This window comes from Deltaproteobacteria bacterium IMCC39524, from assembly GCA_029667085.1.
Classification (GTDB): Bacteria; Desulfobacterota; Desulfuromonadia; order Desulfuromonadales; family BM103; genus M0040.
This window is the reverse complement of sequence record JARUHJ010000005.1, coordinates 269,744-283,884: the sequence shown is the minus strand read 5'-3', so window position 1 is coordinate 283,884 and position 14,141 is coordinate 269,744. Positions and strand designations below refer to the sequence as shown.

At 53.7% G+C, this 14,141-nt stretch carries 12 protein-coding genes; 2 read left to right on the top strand and 10 right to left on the bottom strand.

The genetic code is table 11. The features are described from left to right. Nucleotides 1-403: 403 nt before the first annotated feature. On the top strand, nt 404-1,105 hold the full coding sequence (locus P9J64_13920; protein MDG5469422.1) for a response regulator: 702 nt from the start codon (nt 404-406) through the stop codon (nt 1,103-1,105). A 766-nt stretch (nt 1,106-1,871) separates the two neighbouring features. Here the strand turns inward: P9J64_13920 and P9J64_13915 are convergent. The 7 genes from P9J64_13915 to P9J64_13885 form a co-directional block, all read right to left on the bottom strand. Further along, complete coding sequence (locus P9J64_13915) at nt 1,872-3,170, bottom strand: pitrilysin family protein (protein ID MDG5469421.1); 1,299 nt, start codon at nt 3,168-3,170, stop codon at nt 1,872-1,874. A gap of 117 nt (nt 3,171-3,287) precedes the next feature. Next, entirely contained in the window at nt 3,288-4,262 is a 975-nt protein-coding gene (gene hemB / locus P9J64_13910) for a porphobilinogen synthase (GenBank protein MDG5469420.1), read from the bottom strand. 60 nt (nt 4,263-4,322) lie between these two features. Continuing rightward, on the bottom strand, nt 4,323-5,117 hold the full coding sequence (locus P9J64_13905; protein MDG5469419.1) for a uroporphyrinogen-III synthase: 795 nt from the start codon (nt 5,115-5,117) through the stop codon (nt 4,323-4,325). Beyond that, nucleotides 5,095-6,057, bottom strand: a complete 963-nt coding sequence (hemC, locus tag P9J64_13900) for a hydroxymethylbilane synthase (protein MDG5469418.1) — start codon at nt 6,055-6,057, stop codon at nt 5,095-5,097. Before hemC ends, P9J64_13905 begins: the two co-directional genes overlap by 23 nt. Nucleotides 6,058-6,070: 13 nt before the next feature. Beyond that, entirely contained in the window at nt 6,071-7,387 is a 1,317-nt protein-coding gene (hemA, locus tag P9J64_13895; protein MDG5469417.1) for a glutamyl-tRNA reductase, read from the bottom strand. Nucleotides 7,388-7,410: 23 nt separating this feature from the next. After that, nucleotides 7,411-8,247 (bottom strand): c-type cytochrome biogenesis protein CcsB, encoded by an 837-nt coding sequence (ccsB, locus tag P9J64_13890; GenBank protein MDG5469416.1) that lies wholly within the window; start codon nt 8,245-8,247, stop codon nt 7,411-7,413. 332 nt (nt 8,248-8,579) lie between these two features. Then, nucleotides 8,580-9,155: an SIS domain-containing protein gene (locus P9J64_13885; GenBank protein MDG5469415.1), complete on the bottom strand. Its 576-nt coding sequence runs from the start codon at nt 9,153-9,155 to the stop codon at nt 8,580-8,582. A 166-nt stretch (nt 9,156-9,321) separates the two neighbouring features. On the opposite strand from P9J64_13885, the gene trxA reads away from it, so the two are divergent. Then, a complete protein-coding gene (gene trxA / locus P9J64_13880; protein ID MDG5469414.1) occupies nt 9,322-9,651 on the top strand; it encodes a thioredoxin in 330 nt (109 codons plus the stop codon). Nucleotides 9,652-9,871: 220 nt separating this feature from the next. Here trxA and P9J64_13875 read toward each other — a convergent pair whose 3' ends face one another. From P9J64_13875 to serA, 3 genes are read right to left on the bottom strand one after another with little or no spacing between them, the layout of a single operon-like run. Continuing rightward, a complete protein-coding gene (locus P9J64_13875; GenBank protein MDG5469413.1) occupies nt 9,872-11,161 on the bottom strand; it encodes an adenylosuccinate synthase in 1,290 nt (429 codons plus the stop codon). An 18-nt stretch (nt 11,162-11,179) separates the two neighbouring features. After that, nucleotides 11,180-12,457 carry an ATP phosphoribosyltransferase regulatory subunit gene (gene hisZ / locus P9J64_13870; protein ID MDG5469412.1) on the bottom strand — a complete coding sequence of 426 codons (1,278 nt, stop codon included), beginning with the start codon at nt 12,455-12,457 and terminating at the stop codon, nt 11,180-11,182. 20 nt (nt 12,458-12,477) lie between these two features. Beyond that, a complete protein-coding gene (gene serA / locus P9J64_13865) occupies nt 12,478-14,061 on the bottom strand; it encodes a phosphoglycerate dehydrogenase (protein MDG5469411.1) in 1,584 nt (527 codons plus the stop codon). Nucleotides 14,062-14,141 lie beyond the last annotated feature (80 nt).

Genomic DNA, 14,141 nt, shown 5'->3' with positions numbered 1-14,141 from the left:
CACTTAATGTCCGATGAAGAAATTGAACCAAAACGACTGAAGTCATACCCTTTGAACAAGGGCAAGACTCTGGAATTATTTCTCTACCAAGCATTATAACATCTGATTGGGGCAAAATGAACAGAGGTCAGCAGAAGGATGTTAAACGGCTGGTATTGAGAGGGGTAATCGCTTAAACTCTGTTAGATTTTTGCGCTGATTTGCTCCTGACGGGCAATTGCCACGCTTCAGAGAGGCCCTGGCCCTTAGGCTTTTCCTGTGCTGCAGGTCTATCAGGAATCATTCGCTCTCTGCGGAATCTCGAAGTTAAATTGTAGCGGGGGCTTTGTGAGAATATTGTGAGTTGCGTTTGCTATAGTGCCCAGAATTGAATGTGTTCTATTAAAGCGGTTTGGCAATAATTATGAAAAAAAAGATTCTTGTTGTAGATGATTCTCCTTTTATGCTGAAAGTAATTGGAGACATGTTGACGAACCTCAGTTATGAAGTCACCACGGTTGAGAGTGGACGGTTAGCTTGTCAAAAGGCCGAATCTACACGGTTTGACATGATTATTTCGGACATGAACATGCCCGTCATGGATGGAATAGAATTTACGAGGCAGATAAAAAAGTACCCAAGCTGTAAATTTGTTCCTGTGGTAATGCTTTCAAGTGAGCAAGATGAGGATAAGATTTCAGAGGCCAGAAAAGTCGGTATTTCAACGTTTCTCAGCAAACCTCTCAACGAAAAACAACTCAAAACAATACTGCAAATTACCCTCAATAAGCGTAGAGCTCCTCGAATGCCTTTTAGGCTTGAAGTTTCTTACGGCCAGGACAAAGTTCTTTCTGATTATAAGGTGAGTTTTACCTTTAATGTGAGTGTAGGGGGACTGTTTCTGGAGACTAAGAACCCTTTGCCTCTAGGTGAGGCCTTGAAGCTCAAGTTAGAGCTCCCTGAGAACAACTGTGTTGTCCATTGCGAGGGCTGTGTTGCTTGGGTAAACTCTTCGATCTCCCCAATCAGAGGTGATCACCCCGCAGGCATGGGTATAGAATTCCTTTGCATCGAAGAGGAGCGTCTTTTGCAAGATTTTTTTCAGGGGTGTAACAAGAAACGTTAATAAAAGAACGGTTTTCTGCCCCCTCAAAACAGCTCAAGAAACTACGCCTTTCGAGAAGAAAAAAGTGTCTTTTTGAAGGAAATATTTAGGCAGCACATTAATCTATAAAACCATAGCCACCAGGCTTAGATCCTTGATGGCCTTTTCTTGACAGTTTCACTGTGAGTTTATTTTGAGATGGCTCTGCTATATTGCCAGCGAAATCTATAAAGCTGTGATGATGGCTTAAATGCTGGAGCCAAATCTATAATATTAAACGGCTATAAATACCAACAGCCAAAGAGTATCTCGTGGGGCAACTTGATGGATGAAAAGTCTCGTTATACCGTTTCTAAGGAAACGATCGCAGAAACCGAGAGATGCAAGAAGGGTTTCTCGTGTCTTACGGGGCAACGCGAAGATCTTTGCCACGTCGAATCTTGTATTAATGGTAAGGTCCATTTTATCAAGTGTCTAAATAAAGAGCCCTGCTCCTACCAGGACACTTTCGGTGACGGCGTCATGTGCCATTGTCCGACACGAAAAGAATTATACAATAAGCATGGTGTGTAATTTGGTCTCTAAATAATCGCGAGTCAGTTACCTCAGCATTTCTCATAAGTCACGATATTCAAGACAAAAAAGCCCCAACCTGCTTTCGCCGGTTGGGGCTTTTTTATAGCTGTTAAAGCAAGTCGTTCACAGAAGCCCTGAGGATATTTGATACACCAAAGATCAACACAGAAGGCTAACAGGGTCAAGGCTCAAAGAGGTTCTTTTAGATAGACTAGTCGACAGCCGTCAGTTTCCATTTTGCAATAATTTGTTCTACTTCTTTACGGTCTCCGGTGCGATAAGGCCCGACAATGGCGCCACGTAGATTGTGTGGGCTAAGAAGCTCTTTTGCTGTCTGCCGCAACCCTGTCGCTGTAACTGTTTCGATCCCGGCGAGATCGTTGGCGATGGTGCGGTGACTGCCTGTGAGTTCTCCCCAAGAGTAGCGTAGAGCCATTTCGTCGACCTGGTCGCGGGAATAATCAAGGTCACAGCGATAGCAGTTGAGGATATGCTCGAGTTCGTCGTCGCCCACTTCACTGTTGTACAGTTCGGTAACGATCTCCAGAATTGCGGTGGTCGCTTTGCCAAGGTTGTCAGCCGAGACGGCCAGGTCAATCGACAGGGTTCCGGCGTCAGCGTAGAGGGCGAGTGCGGCGTCAACAGCGTAGGTTAGGCCCAGTTCTTCGCGCAGGCGGAGCATCAGACGGCTCATTCCTCCCCAGCCGAGTAGGCGTCGCAGTACGCGCAAGTTTACTGCATGTTCACTGTCGCGCCCCGGCAGCAAAAAGGCTAATTGCAGATTGACCTGGGAGCCGGCGTCACGAACCCAGCGCAGGGTTTTATCTTTCCCTGAGAAATCGGTCCATGCCTTTGGCGAAGGAGCTGCAGCGCCCTGCCACTGGCCAAAATGTTCTTTGGCAGCTGAAACAACTTTGGCGTGTTCGACCGGCCCGGCAATCGCCAGGACAGCGTTCTGCGGCGTGTAGTAGGTGGCGTGGTGCTGTTTCAGCTGTCGCAGGGAGAGGCGCTCGATCGCCGGTCGGTTACCGACCGGCGGCATGCCCAGAGGGTGTTTCGGGAAGAGCAGGCTTGCGACGATGTTGTCCGAGTTGATCTGGCGCCCGGTTTCATTGAGGTCACCCATGGCCTCCTCGAGGATAACCCGGCGTTCCATTTCGATGTCGTTGAAGAGAGGGCGCTGCATCATTGATGCAAAAAGGGCGATCCCTTCGGGAAAGTGGTCGGGGTGGACGCGGGAATGGAAGCAGGTTGTTTCACAATCAGTGGCGGCGTTGGCCGAGCCGCCGACGGCTTCGAAGGCACGTTCCAGTGCCAGCCCGGTGGGAAATTCCTCAGTGCCTTTAAAAAGCATGTGCTCGAGGAAATGCGACGCTCCAGCAGTTCTGGTCGATTCGTGACGGCTGCCGACGCCGATGTAGATCATCACCTCGGTGCTGTGGTGATGTGGCATAGGTACGCTGATGACGCGCAGGCCGTTATCGAGAGTGTCGCATGAGTACTCAGTCATTGGGTCCGTTTCTGGTTGATGGGGGCTCTTCACTGATAAAAGACATTCAAATAATTAAGGGACAGGCTCCGCAGATGCCTGTCCCCGGCTATTAAACTTTGTTGAACCCGTTGGCTTTCAGCCCTTCAAAAGGCTGGCGGCCTCCTTGGCGTGATAGGTGATGATCAGATCGGCACCGGCGCGTTTCATGCCGACCAGGGTTTCCATCATCACGCGATCGCCGTCGATCCAGTCTTTTGCAGCGGCGGCCTTGATCATCGAGTATTCCCCGGAAACATTGTAGGCGACCAGAGGCAGGTTGTAGCGTTCTTTAAGGTCGCGCAGAATGTCGAGATAGGCGAGTGCCGGCTTGACCATGAGAAAATCGGCGCATTCCTGGATATCGAGTTCTGCTTCGCGGAAAGCCTCGATGCGGTTGGCCGGATCCATCTGGTAGCTGCGGCGGTCGCCGAACTGCGGTGTCGATTCCGCTGCATCGCGGAAAGGCCCGTAGTAGGCGCTGGCGTACTTGACGGCGTAGCTCATGATCGGGATATCTGTGAAGCCGTTGGCGTCGAGAACCTCGCGAATTGCGGCAACGCGGCCGTCCATCATGTCGGATGGTGCAACGATATCGGCTCCAGCGCGGGCATGGGAGAGCGCTTCTGCAGCGAGCAGCTTGAGAGTCTCGTCGTTGTCGACATCGCCATCCCTGATCACGCCACAGTGGCCGTGGTCGGTGTACTCGCACATGCAGACATCGGTAATCACCAGCAATTTGGGCACTGCCGCCTTGATCGCTTTGATGGTCTCCTGGATAATCCCGGTGTCGGAATAGGCGTCCTGGCCGAGGGCGTCTTTCGTCTCAGGGATACCGAAAAGGATAACCGCCGGGATGCCGAGCTCATAGACCTCTTTGGCCTCGGTTACGATATGCTCGATCGACTGCTGGTAGATGCCGGGCATCGAGACGATCTCTTTTTTGATATCTTTGCCAAACGCTGAGAACATCGGGTAAATCATGTCTTCGGGGCGCAGAAATGTCTCACGGACCATGCGGCGCATGGCGTCGTTGCGGCGTAGTCGACGGGCACGAAATTCGGGGAAAAACATAAAAATCTCCTAAAAGCTTGGTACGAGGAACGTGGTACGGGAAAAGCTTCAGGAACTTTATCACGTTCCGGAAAAGTATGTTCTGATTGCAGTGACCAACGTTTCTAACGTCGAGTTGTCAGGTTCAATAATAACATTAAAACCCAGCTCTCTGGCTGTTGCGCTGGTCAAGGGTCCGATTGATGCGACCGGGATCCTTTTTGCGAGAACCAGGTCTTGATCATCAAGCAGGTCAACAAAGTTCTGCACCGTTGAAGAAGCGGTAAATGTTAGCAGGTCCAGACCCTCGGCGAGTGCTTGCTGCAGCTTTTGGGTGGCATCGACCGGTGGCGCGCTGGCATAGGCTACAGGTGCGATGACCTTGGCGCCGGCCGCGGTCAGTTCGGTCGGAATCAGATCTCGGGCAAGAGCGGCCTTCGGATAGAGCAGTCTTTTTCCTGAAACACGATCCTTGAGGAGCGCGACCACCCCTTCTGCACGGTAATCCTGTGGAATCAGGTCTGCGGTGACGCCGTGCTCGACAAGGGCTTCAGCGCTCTTGGGTCCGACGGCCACCGTCTGTATGGCAGACAAGGTTTGAGGGTTGCGACCTTGCGCGACAAGACGGTCAAAGAACGCGTTGACTGCGTTGACCGAGGTCAGGATCAGGTAGTCAACCTGATCGAGATCAGCGATGGCCTGGTCGAGCTCAACAAACGAGGCGGGCGGAATGATCTCTATGGTCGGGACCACAACGGGATTGACACCGATCTCAGCCAGCGCCGCCGTCAGGGCTGTCGCCTGGTCACCCGCGCGGGTGACCAGAACTTTTTTCCCTGATGGGGAGGTCTTTTCAGACGTCCTCTTTGTCAACATTGAAAGTCTCGTGCTGGTAGACCTCGTTGAGAATCTTGCCGGCACCCTGGATGAGCAGGTCTTCGCCGAGTGAGACGCCCATTTTCTCAGCATCGTTGACGGAGCCGGAGATGGTTTTCTTCAGGCATTGCACACCTTCACAATCGGCAACGAAACCGGTCAGGGTGAGGGCTTCACCTTCTACTGTGCCGTGACAGGCGATCGGTACCTGGCAACCACCTTCAAGTGTTTTGAGGAACGAACGTTCGGCGCGGACAGCCCAGTCGGTTTCGGCGTGATTGAAGAAATCGATCAGCGCGTTGGTCTTGTCATCGTCAATCCGGCTCTCAATGCCGAGGGCTCCCTGGCCGATGGCAGGGATCGAAACATCGACCGAGAGGTACTCACCGATTTGCTTGGTATAGCCGAGACGGTGCATGCCTGCTGCAGCCAGAATGATGGCGTCGAGGTTCTCATCGGTCAGCTTTTTGATGCGGGTCTGAACATTGCCGCGGATATCGACCATCTGCAGGTCGGGGCGAATGTGCAGCAGTTGCGCCTTGCGGCGCAGGGCGCTGGTGCCGATACGGGCACCCTGAGGAAGGTCTCTCCAGGTTTTTACGCCGGGGCGCAGAATGACGATGTCGCGACAGTCTTCACGCTCGGTGATGCAGCGCAGGGCCAGTCCTTCAGGAAAGATGGTCGGTACGTCTTTCATTGAATGCACGGCGATGTCGATCTCGCCACGCAGCATCGCTTCTTCAATCTCCTTGACGAAGAGGCCTTTGCCGCCGACCATGGCCAGGGGAACATCGAGGATCTTGTCGCCCTGGGTTTTAATCTTGGTCAGGGAGACTTCCATCTCGGGGTAACGTTTTTCCAACTCGGATTTTACCCACTCTGCCTGCCAGAGTGCCAGGGCGCTGGCGCGAGTGCCAATGCGCATTTGCTGTTTAGCCATCTATCTAACTCCTTTATGCCTGGTCAGGATCGTCCAGGGGTTTGATTTCTTGATCATCGTCTGAGGGTGCGGGGAGATCGAAAAGCGTGCGTATGGCGTCGACATAGTCTTCACCGCTCATATCATTCTGCGAATTCTTCAGGATCGCTGTCGGTTTGTGCAGGATCTTGTTGATGATTGCTCCGGCCATCGCTTCGATGCTCTTGCGCTGCTTGCCTGTGAGATCCTTGAGATTGCCGAAAGTTTTTTCCAGCTCCTGCTGGCGAATCTCGTCAAGCTTGCGACGCAGAGCAATGACTGTGGGTTTGACTTCGAGGTTGCCCAGCCATAGGTGGAACTGGCCAATCTCCTGCTCAACGATCGCTTCAGCCTTGCCGGCTTCTTTCTGGCGCTCCTTGAGGTTGGCCTGAACGACTCCCTGGAGGTCGTCGACATCGTAAAGATAGGTGTTGCTTATGTCGTTGACCTTAGGATCGATATCGCGCGGTACGGCGATGTCGATCAGAAACATCGGGCGGTTCTTGCGACGCTTAAGGACTTCTTCCATCTGGCGCTTGCCGAGGATGAAGTTCGGCGCGCCGGTCGAAGTCATGATGATGTCGACTTCGGCAAGATGATCGACAAAGCTGTCAAACGGGACGGCCTTGCCGTCAAACTCGGCCGCCATCTTTTCCGCTCTTTCAAAGGTCCGGTTGGTGACCAGAACTTTTGAGATGCCGTTGGCGACAAAATGGCGGGCCGCAAGTTCACACATTTCTCCGGCGCCGATGATCATGACGCCCTTGTTGTCGAGGCGATCAAAGATTTTGCGCGCCAGTTCTACGGCCGCAAAAGAGACTGAGACAGCGTTGCTGGCGATCGCGGTTTCGGTGCGAACCCGCTTGGCGACAGAGAAGGCTTTGTGCAGGAAACGGTTGAGGATGAGCCCGGCGGTTTTGAACTCGGCGGCATAGCCGTAGGCGGTCTTGATCTGACCAAGAATCTGCGGCTCACCCAGAACCATCGAGTCGAGGCTGGAGGAGACGCGGAAGAGGTGGCGGATCGCTTCCTCTCCCTGGTAGTCGAAAAGGTTCTCGTTGATCTCTTCCGGGGAGACTTCGTGGTATTCCGCCAGGAAACGACGTAACTCGGCGATCGCAGCATCCGGTTCCTTGGTGACGGCACAGAGTTCAACCCGGTTGCAGGTCGAGATGATCAGCCCTTCGGTGATGGTGGACAGCTCGAGCATCTGTCGCAACGGCCGTTCCATGGCTGTCGGCGCAAAGGCGAGTTTCTCTCGAATTTCTACCGGCGCTGTTTTATGGCTCAGGCCGATTATGACGATATGCATGGCGTTATCCTCTCCGTCTTTCGCTATTGCCCCGTAAAGTTACGGAAGCTGTGTTCCCCGGAGAGGAACATGTTGACGCCAAAGAAGGTGAAGAGCAGCAAGCAGAAGCCAATGATGGCGACGATGGCCGCCCGACGGCCTCGCCATCCGATGGTAAGCCGGCCATGCAGGAGGGCGGCGTAAATGAACCAGGTGATCAGTGCCCAGGTCTCTTTAGGGTCCCAGCGCCAGTAGCCGCCCCAGGCGGAGTTGGCCCAGATGGCTCCGGAAATAATTCCCATCGTCATGAGAGGGAACCCGAAGGTCAGGCATTTGTAGTTCATGCTATCGAGGGTGTCGAGGGAGGGAAGCCGGTAAAAGAGACCGGAGAATTTCTTGCTTTTCAGCATGCGCTCCTGGAGCAGATACATGATTCCAGCGGCAGCTGCAATCGCAAAGACCGCGTGGCCGAGAAAAGCCAGAGTGACGTGTACCGGAAACCACCAGCTATCGAGCATCGGATTGAGCGCTGGTGCTTGTGCGGACTGATTGGTGCCGATGATCATCAGGCTCAGAGCCAGGGGGGTAATAAAAGCTCCAAGCATCACAGTGCGATAGCGCCAATAAAAAAGCAAGTAAGTGCCGACCAGCGCCCAGGCGAAAAAGGACAACGACTCATGCATGCTGGCCACCGGAACTGCTCCGGTTGAACACCAACGGACAACGATGGTGACGCAATGCACACCGAAACCACTGATCAGTATCCAGACGGCTGACTGCCGGAACCCCTCCTTGCGCGAGATCACGCCGATCAGGTAGCAGATGGTGGCAACAAAGTAGACCAGCAGGGTGATTTTGAATAGCAGCAGATTCGCAGTCATGATGAAACGTCTCGAGGACCAGTCCTGAATTTTCGGGCAATAAGCTGTTTGCCAGAAACCCGGAGCAGCAAGTTGTTAATCTGTTAATCGACCACCGGCAATCGTCTCTGCCAGCGCCATTTTATAAAACTTATCAAACCCTGTGAGGATACGATTTTTCACACTTGTCTGTCAAATTTCTTGTTGATAAAAGCCCGAGGTTGTTAAGGACATTTGGCTCTGCGCAGAAAAAGTTGTCAATCCCGCGGAAACACGAGGGGCTGCTCCTTGCAAGAGATGCTGATATCGTCTCGGCAAGCAGTCCCGGGCGAACTGGTCTGTGTTTGCGAGGGTCAGGTGCCGAAAAGCTCGCCCTCTACGAGAGTGCAGAGCAGGTTGCCGATAAAGAGGGTGCTTTCCAGCAGCCTTGGTAATGAATCGCTGGGCAGTGCAAGGCTTGTGTTCGGCAGAGACCCGGCGATCTCGGCCTGTTCGCTGGAAATCAATATGGTGCGACAACCTAACTGCTTTGCGGTGTTTAAAGCTTCACGGTCTGCCTGGCTCAGGTTGGTCCCGGCGAGCACCAGAATCGTATCCTGATTCGTGGCAAGGGCGCGTAGTTGGCGGCTGAAGAGCTGGCTGCCCTGTTCATCGCTGGCCAGAAATGTTGCCAGTCCGGCATCGTTGCTCAAGGAGATTGCTGGCAGGGCCGGTCGCTCGAGGGTTTGTCTGTGCAGAAAGGACTGACCGATAATCCCGGCAATAGCACCGAAGGGCCCACTGCCGACAAGAAAGAGCCGTCCGCCCTGGTGAAAGGTTGCCACCAGGTGTTCGGCCAGGCTGTTTAAAAGAGGTTTCTGGGTGAGCAGGAAAGGGTCGAGCACGCTAATCTGCTGCTCAACTGCTGCACTTATTTTGTCCTGAGTCATAGCGCCCTCGTCTGGAGATTTGCGGTCATCTTAGGGGGAGGGGTGTGAAGTGTCAAGAGTTGTAACTTTCAAGGCAAGAGTGAGGATAAGCCCTTGATTTTTTGAGCAGGAGGATTATTATGAAACCTGAATGTTTTAAAGATCCAATTCAAAAGGAGAAAATCTTATGTCCAGTGATAAAGTCGTCCATGTAACGGATGATTCTTTTGAGAGTGAAGTCAAGCAATCCTCGGTTCCCGTCCTCGTTGATTTTTGGGCCTCCTGGTGTGCGCCATGTAAGGCGATCAGCCCGCTTGTCGACCAGGTCGCCGAAGACTATGATGGCAAGGTCAAGATCTGCAAACTGAATGTTGATGAGAACCCTGCGACCCCGGGGCAATTCGGTGTTCGTGGTATCCCGACGATGATCCTCTTCAAAGACGGTGAGGTTTTTGATCAGGTTGTTGGTGCGGTACCAAAGAATCAGTTGGAAGATTTGTTGAAGAAGGTCCTCTAAGAGCTCTTCTCCTTAACAAATGAGCCCAGCTCGTTGTTGTGCACAAGCTACAAAGAAACCCCGCATTCATAAATGCGGGGTTTCTTTGTTGGACGCTTCATATGCAAATTGCAATCGTGAGATAAGGCGAGTTAGCTAAAAGAAAGTTTTCATACTGTCAAGCCGCCCCGAATTTCAAATGCGGTCCGGTTTTTTGTGCCTTTATGTAGACGCTCTTTGCTCAGGCAAAGGGGTTGCTGACCTGAATCGTCTGGTCTCGGCGAGGACCGACAGAAATCAGAACCGCCGGGCAGTTGACCAGCTCTTCGAGCTTGGCCAGGTAGGCTTTGGCAGCATCAGGCAAGTCGGCCATTGACTTGGCCTCACAGATGTCGCTGCCCCATCCCGGGAACTCTTCATAAACCGGGGTGCACTCCTGCAGGATGTCGGCATCACGGGGGAAATCCTCGATCAGTTCGCCTTTGTAGGAGTATGCCGTGCAGATCTTGATACTGTCCAGCTCGCTCAGCACGTCAAGCTTGGTGATCGCCAGACCGGTCATGCCATTTAGGCGGACGGCCTCTCGCAGGGCGACGGCGTCAAACCAGCCGCAGCGACGCGGGCGTCCGGTCGTGGCTCCGAACTCACTGCCGGCTTTGCGCAAATTCTCACCCATCTCATCGTGCAGCTCCGAGGGGAAAGGGCCTTCTCCGACTCTGGTGCAGTAGGCCTTGGTGATGCCGATAACGCCGTTGATGTGACGTGCGGCGACGCCGGAACCGGTGCAGACGCCACCGATACAAGTCGATGATGAAGTGACGTAGGGGTATGTGCCGTGGTCGATATCGAGCAGGGTGCCTTGAGCACCTTCGAAGAGCAGGTTCGCTCCTTCTTCGATGGCCTTGTTCAGTGAGCGCGAGCAGCAGCCGATGTATTTTTCGATCTGCTGAGCGTAACCGGAGTACTCGGCAAAGATCTGTTCTTCGTCGAGAGGAGCCTCACCAAAAAAGTTCTCCAGCAGAAAATTTTTCTCCGGCAGAATCTCTTTGAGCTTGCGACGGAAAACCTGGGGTTTGACCAGATCACTCATGCGGATGCCGCGACGACCGACCTTGTCTTCATAGGTAGGGCCGATGCCGCGACCTGTGGTGCCGATTTTGCGGTCAGCGTGCTTCTCACGGGCCAGATCAATCGCCTTGTGCCAGGGCATGATGACATGCAGGTTACTGTCAACGACCAGTTGCGAGTCGTCCTGCATGTAGCCCCTTTTCTTTAACCCTTCAATCTCCCCTAGGAAAATCTTTGGGTCGAGGACGACACCGTTGCCAATGATGCAACGTTTGCCAGGGTGCAGAATGCCTGAAGGGATCAGGTGCAGAACGATGGTTTCATCACCGACTACGAGAGTGTGGCCTGCATTGTTGCCACCCTGATAGCGAACAACCTGCTGAGCATGTTCGGTGTAGATGTCAACAACTTTACCTTTACCTTCATCGCCCCACTGGGCGCCGACAATGACGACGTTTGCCATGTTGTTCTCCGAGTTGTTTTAAATTGTAAATTGTCCCGATTCGATCGCGTTTTGAGTCACGCTGCTCGACTCACCATCTGCTGTTCGGATCAGGGTCAGCTCTTCCTGTGATGCTTCGAGCACCAGCAGGTAACGGTAATGCATGCGTTTGGCATAGTCGAGACTGGCCGCCTGGCCGCGCTCGATTATGTCACGGGCGACTGAAAAGCCCTGGTCGCGCAAGGTCGCAGCGAGCCTTTGCGCCGGCGCCTTGTCCTGCTCCGAGGAGAAGAGCAGGAAGTCCGTGCCTTCTTCTGCCCGTTCGTCAAGCTCCCTGTCGAGAGCAAAGAGCAGGTTGTACAGGTTGAAAGCAAACCCTGTGGCCGGCGATGAGAAGCCGTAGCGTTCCGTCAGGCCATCATAACGGCCGCCGGAGCAGACCGCTCTGCCAAAGCCAGACAGGAAACCCTGAAATACCAGCCCACTATGGTAATCGAAACCGCGCATTTCACCAAGGTCTAAAGTGATATGTTCTTCAACACCGTACACGGTGAGGACTTCCAGAACTTTTTCCAGCTCATCCAGAGCCTTCTGTGAAGCGGGGTTGGAGATCGCCTTGCGTGCCTGATCAAGAGTCTCGCGGCCACCGTAAAGCCTGGGCAAAGCGAGAAGCTCAGTGCGTTGCTGATCGTTTAGAGGCAGAGTCTTGAGCAGTTGCTGCAGGCCGGAAAGATCTTTTGCCGTGATCGCGGTGCGCAGAGCCAGGGCCTGGCTCGCATCCAGGGGCAGGTCGTTCAGAACGCCACGCAGGAATTCGACCTGGCCGATATCGATAGTGAACTCGGTAGCGCCGACAGACTGCAGGCACTTCACAGCCATGGCAATCATTTCCGCATCGGCTTCCGGACCGCTGAGCCCGATCAACTCGACTCCGGACTGGAAAATTTCGCGGTCCTTACCGAGGCGTTGCTCGGTATGCCTTAGAACGCGGCCGTTGTAGCAGAGACGAAATGGCAAGGGCATCTCACGCATGCGGGTCGCCGCAATTCTTGCAACCTGGGGCGTGATGTCTGGTGGAAAGGCGACCAGGCGGCCGGTCTGTCGGTCATCAAAGCGAAAGGTGTTGGCGCGCAGATCACTTCCCAGCCCGAGCTCAAGAACGGCCAGGTCCTCAAGGATTGCCGGAGCTACGGGGCGGAAGCCCCAAGCCTTGTAAATGCTACGCAAAGTGTTTTGCAGGTAGTCCAGTTTGGCCGCTTTAACCGGCAGGAAGTCTTTCACGCCGGTTGGCAGTCGTGTCTCTATGATGTTAGGCACTTTCACGTCCTTCTAGAAATTTATAAAACAATCTGGTGTGCGGCGACGATATGCTCGTGGGCGCGCAATTTTTCCAGAGTTTCATCTGGAATGCAACTGTCAACATTAATCAAAGAGACAGCCTGACCGTCGATCGAATGACGGGTCAGGTTCATGCCTGCGATGTTAATTTTAGCTTCACCGAGCAGTTGGCCGATAAAGCCGATGATGCCGGGATGATCCTCGTTGAAAAGGACCAGGAGGTGGCCGTTGGGCAGCGCCTCGACGTTACAGCCGTTAACACGCACGATCCGGTAGTCGTTTTCTCCGAAAAGGGCGCCACAAACAGAATTCTCGCCGTCAGCGCCGACCACTTCGAGGCGGATCAAACTGGAAAAGCCGCGGGTCGATTGGCTGCGGGTCTCGGTGACGCGAATGCAGCGTTCTTTGGCCAGAAACGGAGCGTTGATGTAGTTAACTTCGGAGCCGACCATCGGCGTGAGGATGCCTTTCAGGGCGGCCATGGTCAAAGGCTCGGTCGGGTTGTCGGTCACAGTCCCTGCATATTCAATGCGAACTTCTGTAAGACCCTTGCCGTAGAGTTGTGCCAGGAACGAGCCAAGACGCTCGGCCAGATCCAGGTGGGGACGTAATGTTGCCAGCAGATCGGCGCTGATCGAGGGGACGTTAACCGCGTTGATGATGATGCCTTTGGTCAGCATGTCAACCACCTGATTGGCGACCTGTACGGTGACATTTACCTGTGCGTCGCGGGTCGCGGTGCGTAGATGCGGCGTACAGATGACCTGCTCAAGCTGCAGTAAGGGGTTGTCAGCTCCCGGTGGCTCTTTGCTGAAAACGTCGATCGCAGCTCCGGCGACGCGTCCTGCCTTGATTGACTCGGCCAGGGCGGCTTCGTCGATCAGGCCTCCGGTTGCACAATTGATGACATGACAACCGGGTTTGATGCGTGCCAGTGTTTCATTGTTGAGGATATTGGCGGTTTCCGCATTGTACGGAGTGTGCAGGGTTAAAAAGTCGGAGCGGCTTAGCAAGCCTTCAAAATCGACCTGCTCTGCACCAAGTGTGCGGACCGTGCCTTCCGTCAGATATGGATCGTAAACAATTGGCTTCATCTTCAGGGAAAGGGCTCGCTCAATAACCATTCGGCCAATTTTTCCTGCGCCCAGAACGCCGAGTGTTTTTCCTGCGACCTCGATGCCGAGAAAACGATCAGATTCCCATTCGCCCTTCTTGGTTGAATGGCTGGCCGCCGGGATCTGTCTGGCCAGGGCAAAGATCATGGCGATCGTATGCTCGGCAGTGGTGGTGGTGCTGCCGAACGGGGTGTGCATGACCACGACCCCCTTGCGGTTGGCCGCTTCCAGATCGAGGTTTCTGGTGCCTACACCGGCGCGGCCAATAACCTGCAGTCTGTTGGCCGCATGAAAGATCTCTTCGGTGATAGCCGTTCCGCTGCGTACGATCAGTGCATCAACTTCGGCAATGGCTCCCAGAAGTTGTTCTGTCGTCAGGCCTGGCTGGTAGTCAAGTTCTATCCCCTCGGCTTGTTCGAGAACCTGTAGCCCTTCACTGGGAAATTTGTCAGAAACGAGTACTCTCATGGCGCAGACCCATAGCTGTTTGGAAGAGGTGGATACTTAAGTGTAAGACAACATAGTAACCTAGCAATCGACCCCTCCTC

Coding starts and splice junctions, on each gene's coding strand:
- ccsB (MDG5469416.1), bottom strand. CDS start 8,247: ATGACTGCGAATCTGCTGCTATTCAAAATCACCCTGCTGGTCTACTTT.
- hemA (MDG5469417.1), bottom strand. CDS start 7,387: ATGCATATCGTCATAATCGGCCTGAGCCATAAAACAGCGCCGGTAGAA.
- P9J64_13920 (MDG5469422.1), top strand. CDS start 404: ATGAAAAAAAAGATTCTTGTTGTAGATGATTCTCCTTTTATGCTGAAA.
- trxA (MDG5469414.1), top strand. CDS start 9,322: ATGTCCAGTGATAAAGTCGTCCATGTAACGGATGATTCTTTTGAGAGT.
- hemB (MDG5469420.1), bottom strand. CDS start 4,262: ATGTTTTTCCCCGAATTTCGTGCCCGTCGACTACGCCGCAACGACGCC.
- serA (MDG5469411.1), bottom strand. CDS start 14,061: ATGAGAGTACTCGTTTCTGACAAATTTCCCAGTGAAGGGCTACAGGTT.
- P9J64_13915 (MDG5469421.1), bottom strand. CDS start 3,170: ATGACTGAGTACTCATGCGACACTCTCGATAACGGCCTGCGCGTCATC.
- P9J64_13885 (MDG5469415.1), bottom strand. CDS start 9,155: ATGACTCAGGACAAAATAAGTGCAGCAGTTGAGCAGCAGATTAGCGTG.
- hemC (MDG5469418.1), bottom strand. CDS start 6,057: ATGGCTAAACAGCAAATGCGCATTGGCACTCGCGCCAGCGCCCTGGCA.
- P9J64_13875 (MDG5469413.1), bottom strand. CDS start 11,161: ATGGCAAACGTCGTCATTGTCGGCGCCCAGTGGGGCGATGAAGGTAAA.
- P9J64_13905 (MDG5469419.1), bottom strand. CDS start 5,117: ATGTTGACAAAGAGGACGTCTGAAAAGACCTCCCCATCAGGGAAAAAA.